The organism is Ramlibacter sp. GCM10027632, from assembly GCF_042675325.1.
In the GTDB taxonomy this organism is placed as follows: Bacteria; Pseudomonadota; Gammaproteobacteria; order Burkholderiales; family Burkholderiaceae_C; genus Ramlibacter.
In genome coordinates, this window is the sequence record NZ_JBHTGW010000004.1 from 170,151 (window position 1) to 182,989 (window position 12,839).

Consider the following 12,839-nt stretch of genomic DNA (forward strand, 5'->3'; position numbering starts at 1 on the left):
TTGCGATGTCGCTCGACGAACTCTATCGGATCAGGCTCTGGCACCTGGCGCACCGGCGCGAGCACCCGGTCGAAAGCCACCTCTGGGATGGCGTTCTCACCTTGTGGATCCTCGGTTGGATGGGATGGCTGCCGGCGTTCGCCACCGGCGAGGCGATCTGGTTCGCCCCGTTGGGCCTGCTGGCGATGCGCCTGCCCGACGCCTACCGCAGCTGGCGCTCCCGCGCCCACCAGTCGCACCGCTTGCGCTGCGACTGGCTGGACGACTGAACACGCCGCCGCCGCGGAGACCTTGCGGGTCCCGCCTGCGCCCTACTGGCGGGCGTTGCGCAGGTTGGCGGGCAAGGCGCCGGGGTGGCTGGTGCGCAGCGGGTTGATGTCCAGCCCGCCGCGGCGCGTGTAGCGCGCGTACACGGTCAGACGCGTGGGCCGGCACCGTTCGCGGATGTCCATGAAGATCCGCTCCACGCACTGCTCGTGGAATTCGTTGTGGTTACGGAAGCTCACGAGGTAGCGAAGCAGCTGGCCCTGGTCGATCTGCGGGCCGCTGTAGCGGACCTGCACGCTGCCCCAATCGGGCTGGCCGGTGACCAGGCAGTTGCTTTTCAGCAGGTTCGACACCAGCACCTCCTCGACCGGCTGCTCGTCGAAGGCGGCGGTGAGCAGGGTGGGATCCGGCTGGTACTGCGTGCACTCGATGTCCAGGCGGTCCAGGCTCACGCCCTCGAGCTCCTCGATGCGCTCGCGCTCGAAGTCCTCGGGCAGCAGCAGCTTCACGCCCACCGAGGAGGCCGCCGGCGCGCCGCGCCAGACCGCTTCGCTGATGTCGGCGCGGATGCGGTCACGCACCTCGTCGGCCGAGGCGAAGGACGTGTTGTTGAAGCTGTTCAGGTACAGCTTGAACGACTTGCTCTCGACGATGTTGGGCGTCTCGCAGGGCACGGTGATGCGGGCGATCGCCACCTGCGGCTTGCCGCGCGGCGTGAGCCAGGACAGTTCGTAGGCGGTCCACAGGTCGGCGCCGAAGAAGGGCACCGCGCCGGGCAGCCCCAGCTCCTCGCGCTTGGCGAGGCGGGGGATGGGAAACAGCAGCGTGGGGTCGTAGCGGTCGCTGTAGGCCGCGGCCTTGCCCAGGAGGGATTGTTCGGGGGTGGACATCGGGCTGGGGGATTCAGTCGAAACGGCGCTCGCGCAGCCACTTGGTGGCGATCCACTTTTCGCCGGCGATCACGGGCGCGCCGCCATGCAGGGTGCGGGTCGAGGGGTGGGGACGCTCGTAGGCGAAGAACACCGCGTTGCCCCGCTTGGGCGCGACTTCCAGGCCCACGTCGGGAAAGGTGGTGCCGCCGCCCTGCTCGGGCTCGGACAGGTACACCACCACCGTGCCCACGCGCTGCCCGCCCCGCCGGAGGATGGTGGGCGTGCCGGGCTCGTTCGGGTCGAAGTAGTCGTAGTGGGGCTTGTACTCGGCGCCCGGGCGGTAGTTCAGGATCTGAAGGCCCTCGCCGTTCTCCAGCGGCCAGTTCACCAGGCGCGCCAGCCGCTGCTCCAGGCGGGCCACCACCGGCGTCTCCCCGCGGCGGAAGAACATGCCGCTGCTGGTGCGGTCCTCATTGAGCTCCTCGCCGCCGGTGCGGGTGGCCACGGTGAGCGAACGGGCCAGCCGCGGGCGGGCCTGCGCGATGAGTTCGTCGCACTCCTCGTCGGACAGCACGTCGCCGAACACCACGATGCGCGGACTCTCCTTGGACAGGATCACGTGCACGCGGCGGTCACCGGCATCCAGGTACAGCGGCGAGCCGGCCAGGTCGGGGCCGGGCACCGGCACCGCGGGCGGCAGGGCCTGGGCCGCGGGGCGCCCGGCCAGGTGCGCCTGCAGGGTGCTTTCCATCGCGGCGATGGCGGTGTCCTCGGTCCAGCCCGAGGCGCGCATGGCAGCGAGCACCGTGTCCGGCGGGTGACCGGCCTCGGCCTGCGCAATGATCCACTGGCGAAGCTCGGGGGTGATGGTCTGGGTCGCGGTCATGGCTCCATCCTGCGTCGGAACACCAGGCGGTCCGGCTTGGAGGCGGCAGCGTCGAAGGCGTAGCCCTCGAGGTCGAACCCTTCCAGCTTCGACGGGGCATCGATGCGGTGGGTGATGGCCCAGCGGGCCATCAGCCCGCGGGCCTTCTTGGCAAAGAAGCTGATGATCTTGTACTGCCCGCCCTTCCAGTCCTCGAACACGCATTCGATGACCCGGGCCTTCAAGGCCTTGCGGTCCACCGCTTTGAAGTATTCCTGGGAGGCCAGGTTCACCACGACCGGCGTCTTTTCGTCGGCCAGCTGCCCGTTGAGGCACTCGGCGATGCGCGAGCCCCAGAACTGGTAGAGGTTGGCCGCCTCGCCCACCGGCAGCGAGGTGCCCATTTCCAGGCGGTACGGCTGCATCCGGTCCAGCGGCCGCAGCACGCCGTACAGGCCGCTGAGGATGGCGACATGGCGCTGGGCCCAGTCCAGGTCGGACGCCGACAGCGTGCGGGCGGCCAGGCCGTCGTACACGTCGCCGTCGAAGGCCAGCACGGCCTGGCGGGAGTTCTTGGCGGTGAAGGAGGTCGACCAGGCCTCGTAGCGGGCCGCGTTCAGCGCGGCGAGCTTGTCGCTCAGGTCCATCAGGCTGGCGATCTGCTGGGGCGACTTCGCGCGCAGCACCTCGATCAGCTGCGCCGACGCCTCGATGAACCGCGGCCGGGTGTGCGGCAACTCGGCGACGGGCGTTTCATAGTCCAGGGACTTGGCGGGGGACAGCAGATACAGCATGGGTGGAGGGTGAGTCAGCGGCGCCAGCCTGCGGCCAGCAGCCATTGCGCCAGGGCGGCCACCGCCACGAGCGCGGCGTACGAGGCCATCTTGCCGTCGCGCCCGAAGAACCACAGGCCGGCCAGCAGGGCGGCGGTGCCGGCGGCAGCCACCAGGGCCGCCTGCGGCCAGTAGCGGGTCACCCGCCCGCCCGCAGGCAGCGCCCAGCGCGCGGCCAGGGGCAGCAGCAGGCCCAGGGCGAGGGCCGGCGCGACGAAACCGAGCAGGTGGAGCAGGGATTGGAAGAAGCCCATCGCAGCGCGGGCCGGGCCGCAAGATCTTGATAAACCGCCGGATTTTATAATTCCCAACCATATGGCAGTCTGGGCCCTCGGCATCAACCACACGACGGCCCCCGTCGACATGCGGGGCCGCTTCGCGTTCGCCATCGACCAGATCGCGCCGACGCTCTCCGCCTTGCGGCAGAACCTGCACGGCCACGGCGGCCCGGCGCCGGAAGCGGCCATCCTCTCCACCTGCAACCGCACCGAGATCTACTGCGCCGGCGAGCAGCCGGCCATGGAGCCCACGCTCGAGTGGCTGGCCCGCTCGGGCGGCGTGTCGCCGTCGCAGCTGCGCTCGCATGCCTACGTGCTCGAGGAAGGCTCGGCCGCCCGCCACGCCTTCCGCGTCGCCAGCGGCCTGGACTCCATGGTGCTCGGCGAGGCCCAGATCCTCGGCCAGCTCAAGGACGCCGTGCGCGTGGCCGACCAGGCCGGCGCGCTGGGCACCACGCTGAACCAGCTGTTCCAGCGCTCCTTCGCCGTGGCCAAGGAGGTGCGCACCGCCACCGAGATCGGCGCGCACTCCATCAGCATGTCGGCCGCCGCGGTGCGCCTGGCCGGGCAGCTGTTCGAGGACCTGACCCGCATCAAGGTGCTGTTCGTGGGCGCCGGCGAGATGATCGAGCTGGCTGCGACCCACTTCGCGGCCAAGAACCCCAGGCACATCGCCATCGCCAACCGCACCCTGGAGCGCGGCGAGAAACTGGCCTCGCGCTTCGGCGGCGAGGTCCTGCGCCTGGCCGACCTGCCGGACCGCCTGCATGAATTCGACGCGGTGGTCTCCTCCACCGCCAGCCAGCTGCCCATCATCGGCCTCGGCGCCGTGGAGCGCGCGCTCAAGCTGCGCAAGCACCGCCCCATGTTCATGGTGGACCTGGCCGTGCCACGCGACATCGAGCCTGAGGTCAAGGACCTGGAAGATGTCTTCCTCTACACCGTGGACGACCTCGCCCACGTGGTGCAGACCGGCCAGGCCCAGCGCCAGGCGGCCGTGGCCCAGGCCGAGGCCATCGTCGACGCCGGCGTCCAGAGCTTCCTGCACTGGATGGACCAGCGCCGGGCCGTGCCCCTGATCCGCCAGCTCAATGCCCAGGCGGACGAGTGGCGCGCGCACGAACTGGCACGCGCCCGCAAGCTGCTCGCCAAGGGCGAGGATGTCGACGCCGTGCTCGAGGCCCTGTCCCGGGGGCTGACGCAGAAGATGCTGCACGGCGCGCTCGCCGAGCTGCATGCCGGCGACGCCCAGGCGCGCCAGCGCGCCACCAGCGCGATCGAGCATTTCTTCCTGCGCAAGGAGCGTTAGCGGGCCTGTGCCCGCCGTGCCGTCCGACCGGGCGGCGCGCGTCCCGCACCCGTCTCCCCCAGCTTCCTCGCGCCCATGAAACCCTTCCTCCGCCAGCAACTCGATCGCTACCCCGTGCGCCTGCAGGAGCTCGACTTCTTCCTGCAGCAGCCCGAGATGGCCAACGACATGGACCGCCTGCGCGCACTGACGCGCGAACATGCCGAGGTCAGCGAGGTCGCCGGCCTGTACGGCCAGTTCCGCCAGCGCGAGGCCGACCTCGCCGCCGCGCGCGAGATGCTGGCCGACCCGGACATGGCCGACCTGGCGAAGGAGGAGATCGCCCAGCTCGAGGCCGACCTGCCCCGCCTGGAGGACGAGCTGCAGAAGCTGCTGCTGCCCAAGGACCCGGACGACGTGCGCAACGTCTTCCTGGAGATCCGCGCCGGCACCGGCGGCGACGAGTCGGCGCTGTTCGCCGGTGACCTGCTTCGCATGTACACCCGCTACGCCGACCGCCAGGGCTGGCGCTGCGAGCTCGTGAGCGAGAGCCCCGGCGAGGTCGGCGGCTACAAGGAAGTCGTGGTGCGCGTGGTGGGCGACGGCGCCTACGGCAAGCTCAAGTTCGAGTCCGGCGGCCACCGGGTGCAGCGCGTGCCGGCCACCGAGACCCAGGGCCGCATCCACACCAGCGCCTGCACCGTGGCCGCCCTGCCCGAGCCGGACGAGGCCCAGGCGGTGCAGATCAACCCGGCGGACCTGCGCATCGACACCTTCCGCGCCTCCGGTGCGGGCGGGCAACATATCAACAAGACCGATTCGGCGGTGCGGGTCACGCACCTCCCCACCGGCATCGTCGCCGAGTGCCAGGACGACCGCTCCCAGCACCGCAACAAGGCCAAGGCGCTGCAGGTGCTCGCCGCGCGCATCCACGAGGCCGAGCGCGCCGCCCGCGCCGCCAAGGAGGCGGCCACGCGCAAGGGGCTGATCGGCAGCGGCGACCGCAGCGACCGCATCCGCACCTACAACTTCCCACAGGGCCGCATCACCGACCACCGCATCAACCTCACGCTGTACAAGCTCGGCGCGGCGATGGAGGGCGAGATCGACGAAATGGTCGAGGGCCTGCTGCTGGCGCGCAAGGCCGAACAGCTCGCGGACCTGGAGGCGGCCTCGTGAGCGGCGGGCCGCCCGCGGGCGCGATGAACCTGGCCCGGGCCCTCGCCCGCGCCGCCGCCCTCGGCCTGGACCGTTTCGACGCGCAGCTCCTGCTGCTGCACGCGCTGGGCCGCCCGGCCCACGACCGCGCCTGGCTGATCGCCCACGACACCGACGACCTGCCGCCCCCGGCGCAGGCGGCCTACGAGGCGCTGTGCCTGCGCCGCGCCGCCGGCGAGCCGGTGGCCTACCTGGTGGGCGAGAAGGAGTTCTTCGGCCTGCCGCTGGCGGTGGATCGGCGCGTGCTCGTTCCTCGCCCCGACACCGAGACCCTGGTCGAATGGGCACTCGAAGTCCTGGCGGGCCGGCCCGGGCCCGCCGCCATCGACCTGGGCACCGGCAGCGGCGCGATCGCCCTGGCCATCGCCCACCGCCGCCCGCAGGCGCGCGTGGAGGCGGTGGACCGCAGCGAGGACGCCCTGGCCGTGGCCCGCGCCAACGCGCAGCGGCTCGGGCTGGCGGTGGACTTCCGCGCCGCCAGCTGGCTCGAAGGGGCGGGCCGCGGCTACGACCTGGTCGTGAGCAACCCGCCCTACATCGCCAGCGACGACGAGCACCTCGCCGCCCTGGTCCACGAGCCGCTGTCGGCACTCGCCTCCGGGGCCGACGGCCTGGACGACCTGCGCGCCATCGTGCGGCAGGCGCCCGCCCACCTGGCCCCCGGCGGCTGGCTGCTGCTGGAGCACGGGTGGGACCAGGCCGGCGCGGTACGCGCACTGCTCGAAGGCGCCGGCTTCACGCAGGTGCAAAGCCGGCGCGACCTCGCCGGCATCGAACGGGCCTGCGGCGGGCAATGGCTTGGCTGATTTCGGATAATCGACGGCACCGCGGCGCCTCGCCGCCACAAGGAAAGACACCATGGACGACACCCAGCAGCGCATCGACCAGCTCGTGAAGAACAGCGAGGTCGTGCTTTTCATGAAGGGCACCGCCTCCTTCCCGCAGTGCGGCTTCTCCGGGCGCGCCGTGCAGATCCTCAAGGCCTGCGGCGTCGACCCGCGCGGCCTGGCCACCGTCAACGTGCTCGAGGACCCGGCGATCCGCCAGGGCATCAAGGAGTACAGCAACTGGCCCACCATCCCGCAGCTTTACATCAAGGGCGAGTTCATCGGCGGCTCCGACATCATGATGGAGATGTACGAGAGCGGCGAGCTGCAGCAGATCCTGGGAACAGGCAGCAACACCTGACCCTTTTCCGGGTTCACCTCCCGCATGTGATGTGCTGGAATGGGTGCCATGCGTTGTTGAGGGGAAAACACCATGCCATCCAACCAACTCGTTCGCCACGACCCCCACGGGTTCCAGCTGCCCATCGCCCAGGTGCGGCACGTGTTCCAGCCGCAGGATGTGGAGCGCAAGCTCGCCAAGCTGTCCGCGCACGAACACGAGCACCTGCGTACGACCTATGAGCGCATGCTGGAGCGGGGGCCGGAGCGCTTCCAGGTCAAACCCGCAGGCATCCCCGACATGGCGCGCCTCTACGAGGAGCTGCCCAATTTCACCGAGGCGCTGGACGACGTGAGGCGACACGTCGCGCTCGCCCAGGACAGCCGGGACGGCCTGGAGGTCACCCCCATGCTGCTGCTCGGCCCGCCCGGCATCGGCAAGACCCATTTCGCGCGGCGCCTGGCCGACCTCCTGGGCACCGGCATGAACCTGGTTCCCATGAGCGCGATGACCGCGGGATGGCTGCTCTCGGGCGCCTCCTCCCAGTGGAAGGGATCCAAGCCGGGCAAGGTGTTCGAGGCCATCGTCGACGGCCAGTACGCCAACCCGGTGATCGTGGTCGACGAGATCGACAAGGCCAGCGCCGACGCGCAGTACGACCCCCTGGGCGCCCTCTACGGCCTGCTGGAGCACGACACCGCGGGCAGCTTCATCGACGAGTTCGCCGAGGTGGCCATCGACGCCAGCCAGGTGATCTGGATCATGACCGCCAACGACGAGCGCGGCATCCCCGAGCCGATCCTCAATCGCATGAACGTGTTCGAGGTCGAGCCGCCCTCTCACGAGGCGGCGCGCCAGATCGCACGCAACCTCTACGCCTCGATCCGCGGCGAGCATGGCTGGGGCAGCCGCTTCGACCCCGAGCCCGCCGACGACCTGCTGGACCTGCTCGCCGCGCTGGCGCCGCGCGAGATGCGCCGCGCCCTCATGACCGGCTTCGGCAACGCCCGCCTCGACGGGCGCGGATGCATCCAGCCCGAGGACCTGCCCCGCGCCGGCAGCGGCAAGGCGAAGCTCGGGTTCCTGCAGTAGGGGCAAGGCGACCCCGCAGGCTGCGCGCCGGTCAGCGCGGCTCGACGTGGTGGGGGTCCTTGAACTCCCACCGGCGCGCCGCGGCGAACACCGCATCCGGGTACTCGCGCCGGCCGCGGCTGCCGTTGTAGCGGCCCAGGGCCATGAACAGGTCGCCGCGCTCGCGGTCCAGGTAGTGGCGCAGGATCACGCAGCCGAATCGCAGGTTGGTCTGCATGTGGAACAGGCGGCCCGGGTCGCCGTCGCCGATCAGGCGGCTCCAGAACGGCATCACCTGCATGTAGCCGCGCGCGCCGGCCACGCTCACCGCGAACTTGCGGAACGCGCTCTCGACCTGGATCAGCCCCAGCACCAGGCCCGGGTCCAGGCCCGCGCGCTTGGCCTCGTACCAGGCCGTCTGCAGGAATTCCTTGCGCTCGCGCCAGTCCACCTTGTGGCGCTGCAAGCGCACCGTCATTTCCACCAGCCAGCGCAGGTAGGCCAGGCGGGCCGCCGTGGTGGCGAACTCGGGCACCGGCGGCGCCGCGTTGGCGATGGCGGAACTCAGGGCCGAGCGCACCGAGTCGGCCAGCGGCTCCTCGACCTGGGTGCCGGCCCAGGCGGGCCGGCCGGCCGCCAGCGCCCCCAGCCCGCCGAGGCCAGCCAGGAGGCACTGCCGGCGCGAGGTCACGACGTGAGCTTGCCCTTGAGGAAGTCGAGGATGCCGTCGGCGGCGACCTTGGTGGCCGCGGTGTCGCGACGGTGCTGGTACTCCAGCTGGCCCTCCTTGAGGCCGCGGTCGGAGATGACGACGCGGTGCGGCACGCCGATCAGCTCCCAGTCGGCGAACATCGCACCGGGGCGCTCGCCGCGGTCGTCGAGCATCACGTCCACACCCAGGGCGGCGAGCTCGTCGTGCAGCTTCTCGGCGGCCGCCTTGACCTCGGCGCTGCGGTCCATGCCGATGGGGCACACCACCACGGTGAACGGGGCGATCGCGTCGGGCCAGATGATCCCGCGCTCGTCGTGGTTCTGCTCGATGGCGGCGGCCGGCAGGCGGGTGATGCCGATGCCGTAGCAGCCCATCTCCATCGGCTGCGGCTTGCCGTTCTCGTCGAGGAAGTTGGCCTGCATGGCCTTGCTGTACTTGGTGCCCAGGTAGAACACGTGGCCCACCTCGATGCCGCGCTCGATGGCCAGCCGGCCCTTGCCGTCGGGGGAGAGATCGCCTTCGACGATGTTGCGGATGTCGGCCACAGCGTCGGGCTCGGGCAGGTCGCGGCCCCAGTTCACGCCGGCGATGTGGAAGTCTTCCTCGTTGGCACCGCAGATCCAGTCGGCCATCAGGGCGACCTCGCGGTCGGCCACGACCTTGACCGGCTTCTTCAGGCCGATCGGGCCCAGGTAGCCGGGCTTGGCGCCGAAGTGCTCGAGGATTTCGGGCACGGTGGCGAAGCGGAAGCCGGCGTCCAGGCCCGGCACCTTGCCGACCTTGACTTCGTTCATGTCGTGGTCGCCGCGCACCAGCAGCAGCCAGACCTGGCTCTTGACGACCTCGCCGGCCTCATTGAGCTGGTCGGTCGCCAGGACCAGGGACTTCACCGTGGTCTGCAGCGGCACACCGAGCAGCGCCGCGACGTCCTCGCAGGTGCTCTTGCCCGGGGTGGGCACCTTCTCCATCGCCTTGGCGGGCGCCGGGCGCGGGCCCTGCGGCGCGAGCGCCTCGGCCTTCTCGATGTTGGCGGCGTAGTCGCTGTCCGGGCAGTAGACGATGGCGTCCTCGCCAGTGGCGGCGATCACCTGGAACTCCTCGGACAGGTCGCCCCCGATGGCGCCGCTGTCCGCCGCCACCGCGCGATAGCGCAGGCCGAAGCGGTCGAAGATGCGGCGGTAGGCCTGGGCCATCACCTGGTAGCTGGCCTTGGCGGACGCCTGGTCGCGGTCGAAGGAGTACGCGTCCTTCATGATGAACTCGCGGCCACGCATCAGGCCGAAGCGCGGGCGGCGCTCGTCACGGAACTTGACCTGGATCTGGTAGAGGTTCTTGGGCAGCTGCTTGTAGCTGCGAAGCTCCTGGCGGGCGATGTCGGTGACGACTTCCTCGCTGGTGGGCTGGATGATGAAGTCGCGGTCGTGGCGATCCTTGATGCGAAGCAGCTCGGGGCCCATCTTCTCGAAGCGGCCGGTCTCCTGCCACAGCTCCGCGGGCTGCACGATCGGCATGGTGCACTCCACCGCGCCGGCCCGGTTCATCTCCTCGCGCACGATGGCTTCCACCTTGCGGATCACGCGCAGGCCCATGGGCATGTAGGTGTAGATGCCTGCGCCCAGCTTCTTGATCATGCCGGCGCGGGTCATCAGGCGATGGCTCGCGACCTCGGCGTCGGCGGGTGCTTCCTTGAGCGTGGAAATGAGAAACTGGGATGCTTTCATCGGTGCGCGGGGGCGGGGGGACTAGAACGGCCGAGTTGCTTGTGGCACGCGCGACGGCGTGCATAATGAACTCAGTTCAAGAATTGGGGTTTGATTATGCTTGACCGGGACGGCTTCAGGCCCAACGTCGGCATCATCCTGCTCAATCAGAAAAACCAGGTGTTCTGGGGCAAGCGCATACGCACCCACAGCTGGCAGTTCCCGCAAGGGGGCATCGATCGCGGCGAGACGCCGGAGCAGGCGATGTACCGGGAGCTCCACGAGGAGGTCGGCCTCCGTGCCGAGCATGTGCGCATCGTTGCCCGCACCCGGGACTGGTTGCGCTACGAGGTGCCGGACCGCTACATCCGCCGCGACGCACGCGGCCACTACAAGGGACAGAAGCAGATCTGGTTCCTGCTGCAGTTGACGGGCGCCGACTGGAACCTGAACCTGCGCGCCACCGACCATCCCGAATTCGACGCCTGGCGCTGGAATGACTACTGGGTCCCGCTGGATGTGGTGGTCGAGTTCAAGCGCGGCGTCTACGAGATGGCGCTGACGGAGCTGGCGCGCTTCCTGCCCCGCACCGAGCACCACCGCAACCGCTTCCTGCGAGGCGGCATGCGCCCGCGCGATGGCGATCACCATGACCATCACCACCATGCGGCCCCGCCGCATGGCCTGCCCAGTCCCGATTTCGAGCTCCCGCCGGGCGCCACCTTCGAGCCCGACCCGCAGGCCGGGCTGAACCGCCAGGCCCCGGGGGGGCGGCGTGCTTCGTAAGGCAGCCCTGCTGCTGGCGCTGGGCGGTTGCACGCTGGCCGGGGCCCAGGGCTACGACCCGGTCACTGGCCTTCCCCGGCCGAACGAGAACGCGGCCGAGCGCCCCGACTGGCGGGAGGAGGCCACCGCCCTGCCCCAGGGCCTTCGTACCGAGGGCCTGGTTCCCGTGGAGGTCCGCACCTCCGAGCTGCGCTTCGGCGTGGACCCCGCTTCCATCGTGGTGGGCGGCGACGGGGTGATCCGCTATGTGGTCGTGGCCACCAGCGCCAGCGGCGCGGTCAATGCCATGCAGGAAGGCGTGCGCTGCATCCCGGGTGAAGCCAAGGTCTACGCGCGCTACACGCCGGGTTCGGGCTGGCGGCCCGTCGGCAGTGCGGCGTGGCAGCCGCTGGCGGCCAGCCCGCGCCACACCCAGGCCCTGGCAGGCGCCGGGCTGTGCGGTGAAGTGACGCAGGCCCGTCGCAGCGCAGAGGACGTGCGCCGCGCACTGGCCACACGGGAAGGCACCCTGCGCTAGGGCTGCCAGCGAATTCCCCGGGCCGTCGCAACGAACGCCCCCGCCGGGCCTGGGCAGGCCCCGGAGCCTGCCGGGAGGCCCGCCCTCCGCGCCGCGCGCTCAGCGCGTGACGACCAGGTTGGTGCGGTGGATCATCTCGGGTTCGGCCACGTACCCGAGCAGCTTCTCGATGTCGGCGGACGGCCTGCGGCACAGGAGGCGCGCCTCCGCGCTGGCGTAGTTGGCCAGCCCGCGTGCGATCTCGGTGCCGGACGGGTCGCGCACCGCGATCACCTCGCCGCGGGAGAAGTCACCCTCGACCGAGACCATGCCGATCGGCAGGAGGCTCTTGCCCTCCTCGCACACCTTGGCAGCCGCCCCCTGGTCGACGGTGACCGCGCCCCGCATCTGGAGGTGGTCCGCCATCCAGCGCTTGCGCGCCTGGCTCTTCTGCGTGGGCGCGACCAGCAGCGTGCCGACCGGCTCGCCGCCGAACAGGCGGATCAGGGCGTCGGGCTCCCGGCCCCAGGCGATCACCGTCGAGGCGCCCGAGCCGGCGGCGCGCTTGGCCGCCAGGATCTTGGTGATCATGCCGCCCTTGCCGATGCTCGAGCCCGCGCCGCCCGCCATCTGCTCCAGCACCGGGTCGCCGGCGCGGGCCTCGTGGACGAAGGTGGCCGCCGGGTCCTTGCGCGGGTCGGCGGTGTACAGGCCCTTCTGGTCGGTGAGGATCACGAGCACGTCGGCCTCGACCAGGTTGGCCACGAGCGCGCCCAGCGTGTCGTTGTCGCCGAACTTGATCTCGTCGTTGACGACGGTGTCGTTCTCGTTGATCACCGGCAGCACGCGCAGCCCCAGCAGGGTCAGCAGCGTGGAGCGGGCATTGAGGTAACGCTCGCGGTCTGCCAGGTCGGCGTGCGTGAGCAGCACCTGGGCCGAGCCCAGGCCGTTCTGGCGCAGCTTGGTCTCGTACATCTGGGCCAGGCCCATCTGGCCGACCGCGGCTGCGGCCTGCAGCTCACGCAGCTCGTGGGGGCGGGTGCTCCAGCCCAGGCGCTTCATGCCTTCGGCGATGGCGCCGCTGGAAACCATGATCACCTCGCGGCCGTCGCGGGCCAGCGCGGCCAGCTGGCGGCTCCACTCGCCGATCGCTGCTTCATCCAGGCCCCGGCCCTCGTTGGTCACGAGGCTGGAGCCGACCTTGACGACGATGCGGCGTGCACTGCGCAACATCTGCGCGGCCGGCGCGGAAATCGTGGAAGCGGGTGAAGCCGGGGTTTGCGTCA

General features: G+C 70.6%; 15 protein-coding genes. 8 read left to right on the plus strand and 7 right to left on the minus strand.

Features of this window, described 5'->3' with window-relative positions; all coding sequences use genetic code 11:
* Nucleotides 1-5: 5 nt before the first annotated feature.
* The gene (locus ACFQZY_RS08280; protein ID WP_377414975.1) at nt 6-269 is read left to right on the plus strand and encodes a hypothetical protein; all 264 of its coding nucleotides are present in this window, start codon (nt 6-8) and stop codon (nt 267-269) included.
* 42 nt (nt 270-311) lie between these two features.
* Here the strand turns inward: ACFQZY_RS08280 and queF are convergent, their stop codons facing one another.
* The 4 genes from queF to ACFQZY_RS08300 are packed head-to-tail and all read right to left on the minus strand — an operon-like array spanning nt 312 to nt 3,091.
* Complete coding sequence (gene queF / locus ACFQZY_RS08285; RefSeq protein WP_377414977.1) at nt 312-1,157, minus strand: NADPH-dependent 7-cyano-7-deazaguanine reductase QueF; 846 nt, start codon at nt 1,155-1,157, stop codon at nt 312-314.
* A gap of 13 nt (nt 1,158-1,170) precedes the next feature.
* Nucleotides 1,171-2,025, minus strand: coding sequence for a 2OG-Fe(II) oxygenase (locus tag ACFQZY_RS08290; RefSeq protein ID WP_377414979.1), 855 nt, complete (start codon nt 2,023-2,025; stop codon nt 1,171-1,173).
* Nucleotides 2,022-2,798, minus strand: a complete 777-nt coding sequence (yaaA, locus tag ACFQZY_RS08295; RefSeq protein ID WP_377414981.1) for a peroxide stress protein YaaA — start codon at nt 2,796-2,798, stop codon at nt 2,022-2,024. The genes ACFQZY_RS08290 and yaaA overlap by 4 nt, the downstream gene beginning before the upstream one ends.
* Nucleotides 2,799-2,812: 14 nt before the next feature.
* Nucleotides 2,813-3,091: a hypothetical protein gene (locus ACFQZY_RS08300; RefSeq protein WP_377414983.1), complete on the minus strand. Its 279-nt coding sequence runs from the start codon at nt 3,089-3,091 to the stop codon at nt 2,813-2,815.
* A 61-nt stretch (nt 3,092-3,152) separates the two neighbouring features.
* Between ACFQZY_RS08300 and hemA the strand changes: the two genes are divergently transcribed.
* The 5 genes from hemA (at nt 3,153) to ACFQZY_RS08325 (ending at nt 7,880) form a co-directional block, all read left to right on the plus strand.
* The gene (gene hemA / locus ACFQZY_RS08305) at nt 3,153-4,424 is read left to right on the plus strand and encodes a glutamyl-tRNA reductase (protein WP_377414986.1); all 1,272 of its coding nucleotides are present in this window, start codon (nt 3,153-3,155) and stop codon (nt 4,422-4,424) included.
* A gap of 75 nt (nt 4,425-4,499) precedes the next feature.
* Complete coding sequence (gene prfA / locus ACFQZY_RS08310; RefSeq protein WP_377414989.1) at nt 4,500-5,582, plus strand: peptide chain release factor 1; 1,083 nt, start codon at nt 4,500-4,502, stop codon at nt 5,580-5,582.
* 23 nt (nt 5,583-5,605) lie between these two features.
* Nucleotides 5,606-6,427: a peptide chain release factor N(5)-glutamine methyltransferase gene (gene prmC, locus ACFQZY_RS08315; RefSeq protein ID WP_377415245.1), complete on the plus strand. Its 822-nt coding sequence runs from the start codon at nt 5,606-5,608 to the stop codon at nt 6,425-6,427.
* A 52-nt stretch (nt 6,428-6,479) separates the two neighbouring features.
* A complete protein-coding gene (gene grxD / locus ACFQZY_RS08320) occupies nt 6,480-6,809 on the plus strand; it encodes a Grx4 family monothiol glutaredoxin (RefSeq protein ID WP_377414992.1) in 330 nt (109 codons plus the stop codon).
* Nucleotides 6,810-6,881: 72 nt separating this feature from the next.
* Nucleotides 6,882-7,880: an AAA family ATPase gene (locus ACFQZY_RS08325; RefSeq protein ID WP_377414995.1), complete on the plus strand. Its 999-nt coding sequence runs from the start codon at nt 6,882-6,884 to the stop codon at nt 7,878-7,880.
* Nucleotides 7,881-7,911: 31 nt separating this feature from the next.
* Here ACFQZY_RS08325 and ACFQZY_RS08330 read toward each other — a convergent pair whose 3' ends face one another.
* Both ACFQZY_RS08330 and ACFQZY_RS08335 read right to left on the minus strand, forming a co-directional pair.
* Complete coding sequence (locus tag ACFQZY_RS08330) at nt 7,912-8,550, minus strand: lytic transglycosylase domain-containing protein (protein ID WP_377414998.1); 639 nt, start codon at nt 8,548-8,550, stop codon at nt 7,912-7,914.
* Complete coding sequence (locus ACFQZY_RS08335) at nt 8,547-10,292, minus strand: proline--tRNA ligase (RefSeq protein WP_377415000.1); 1,746 nt, start codon at nt 10,290-10,292, stop codon at nt 8,547-8,549. Before ACFQZY_RS08335 ends, ACFQZY_RS08330 begins: the two co-directional genes overlap by 4 nt.
* Before the next feature lie 96 nt (nt 10,293-10,388).
* Here ACFQZY_RS08335 and ACFQZY_RS08340 point away from each other — a divergent pair, with 96 nt between their 5' ends.
* Together ACFQZY_RS08340 and ACFQZY_RS08345 are read left to right on the plus strand one after the other, a co-directional pair.
* On the plus strand, nt 10,389-11,057 hold the full coding sequence (locus ACFQZY_RS08340; protein WP_377415002.1) for an RNA pyrophosphohydrolase: 669 nt from the start codon (nt 10,389-10,391) through the stop codon (nt 11,055-11,057).
* On the plus strand, nt 11,047-11,574 hold the full coding sequence (locus tag ACFQZY_RS08345) for a CNP1-like family protein (protein ID WP_377415005.1): 528 nt from the start codon (nt 11,047-11,049) through the stop codon (nt 11,572-11,574). Before ACFQZY_RS08340 ends, ACFQZY_RS08345 begins: the two co-directional genes overlap by 11 nt.
* Before the next feature lie 99 nt (nt 11,575-11,673).
* On the opposite strand, the gene proB is transcribed toward ACFQZY_RS08345, so the two are convergent.
* Nucleotides 11,674-12,786, minus strand: coding sequence for a glutamate 5-kinase (gene proB / locus ACFQZY_RS08350; RefSeq protein WP_377415247.1), 1,113 nt, complete (start codon nt 12,784-12,786; stop codon nt 11,674-11,676).
* Nucleotides 12,787-12,839: the final 53 nt, after the last annotated feature.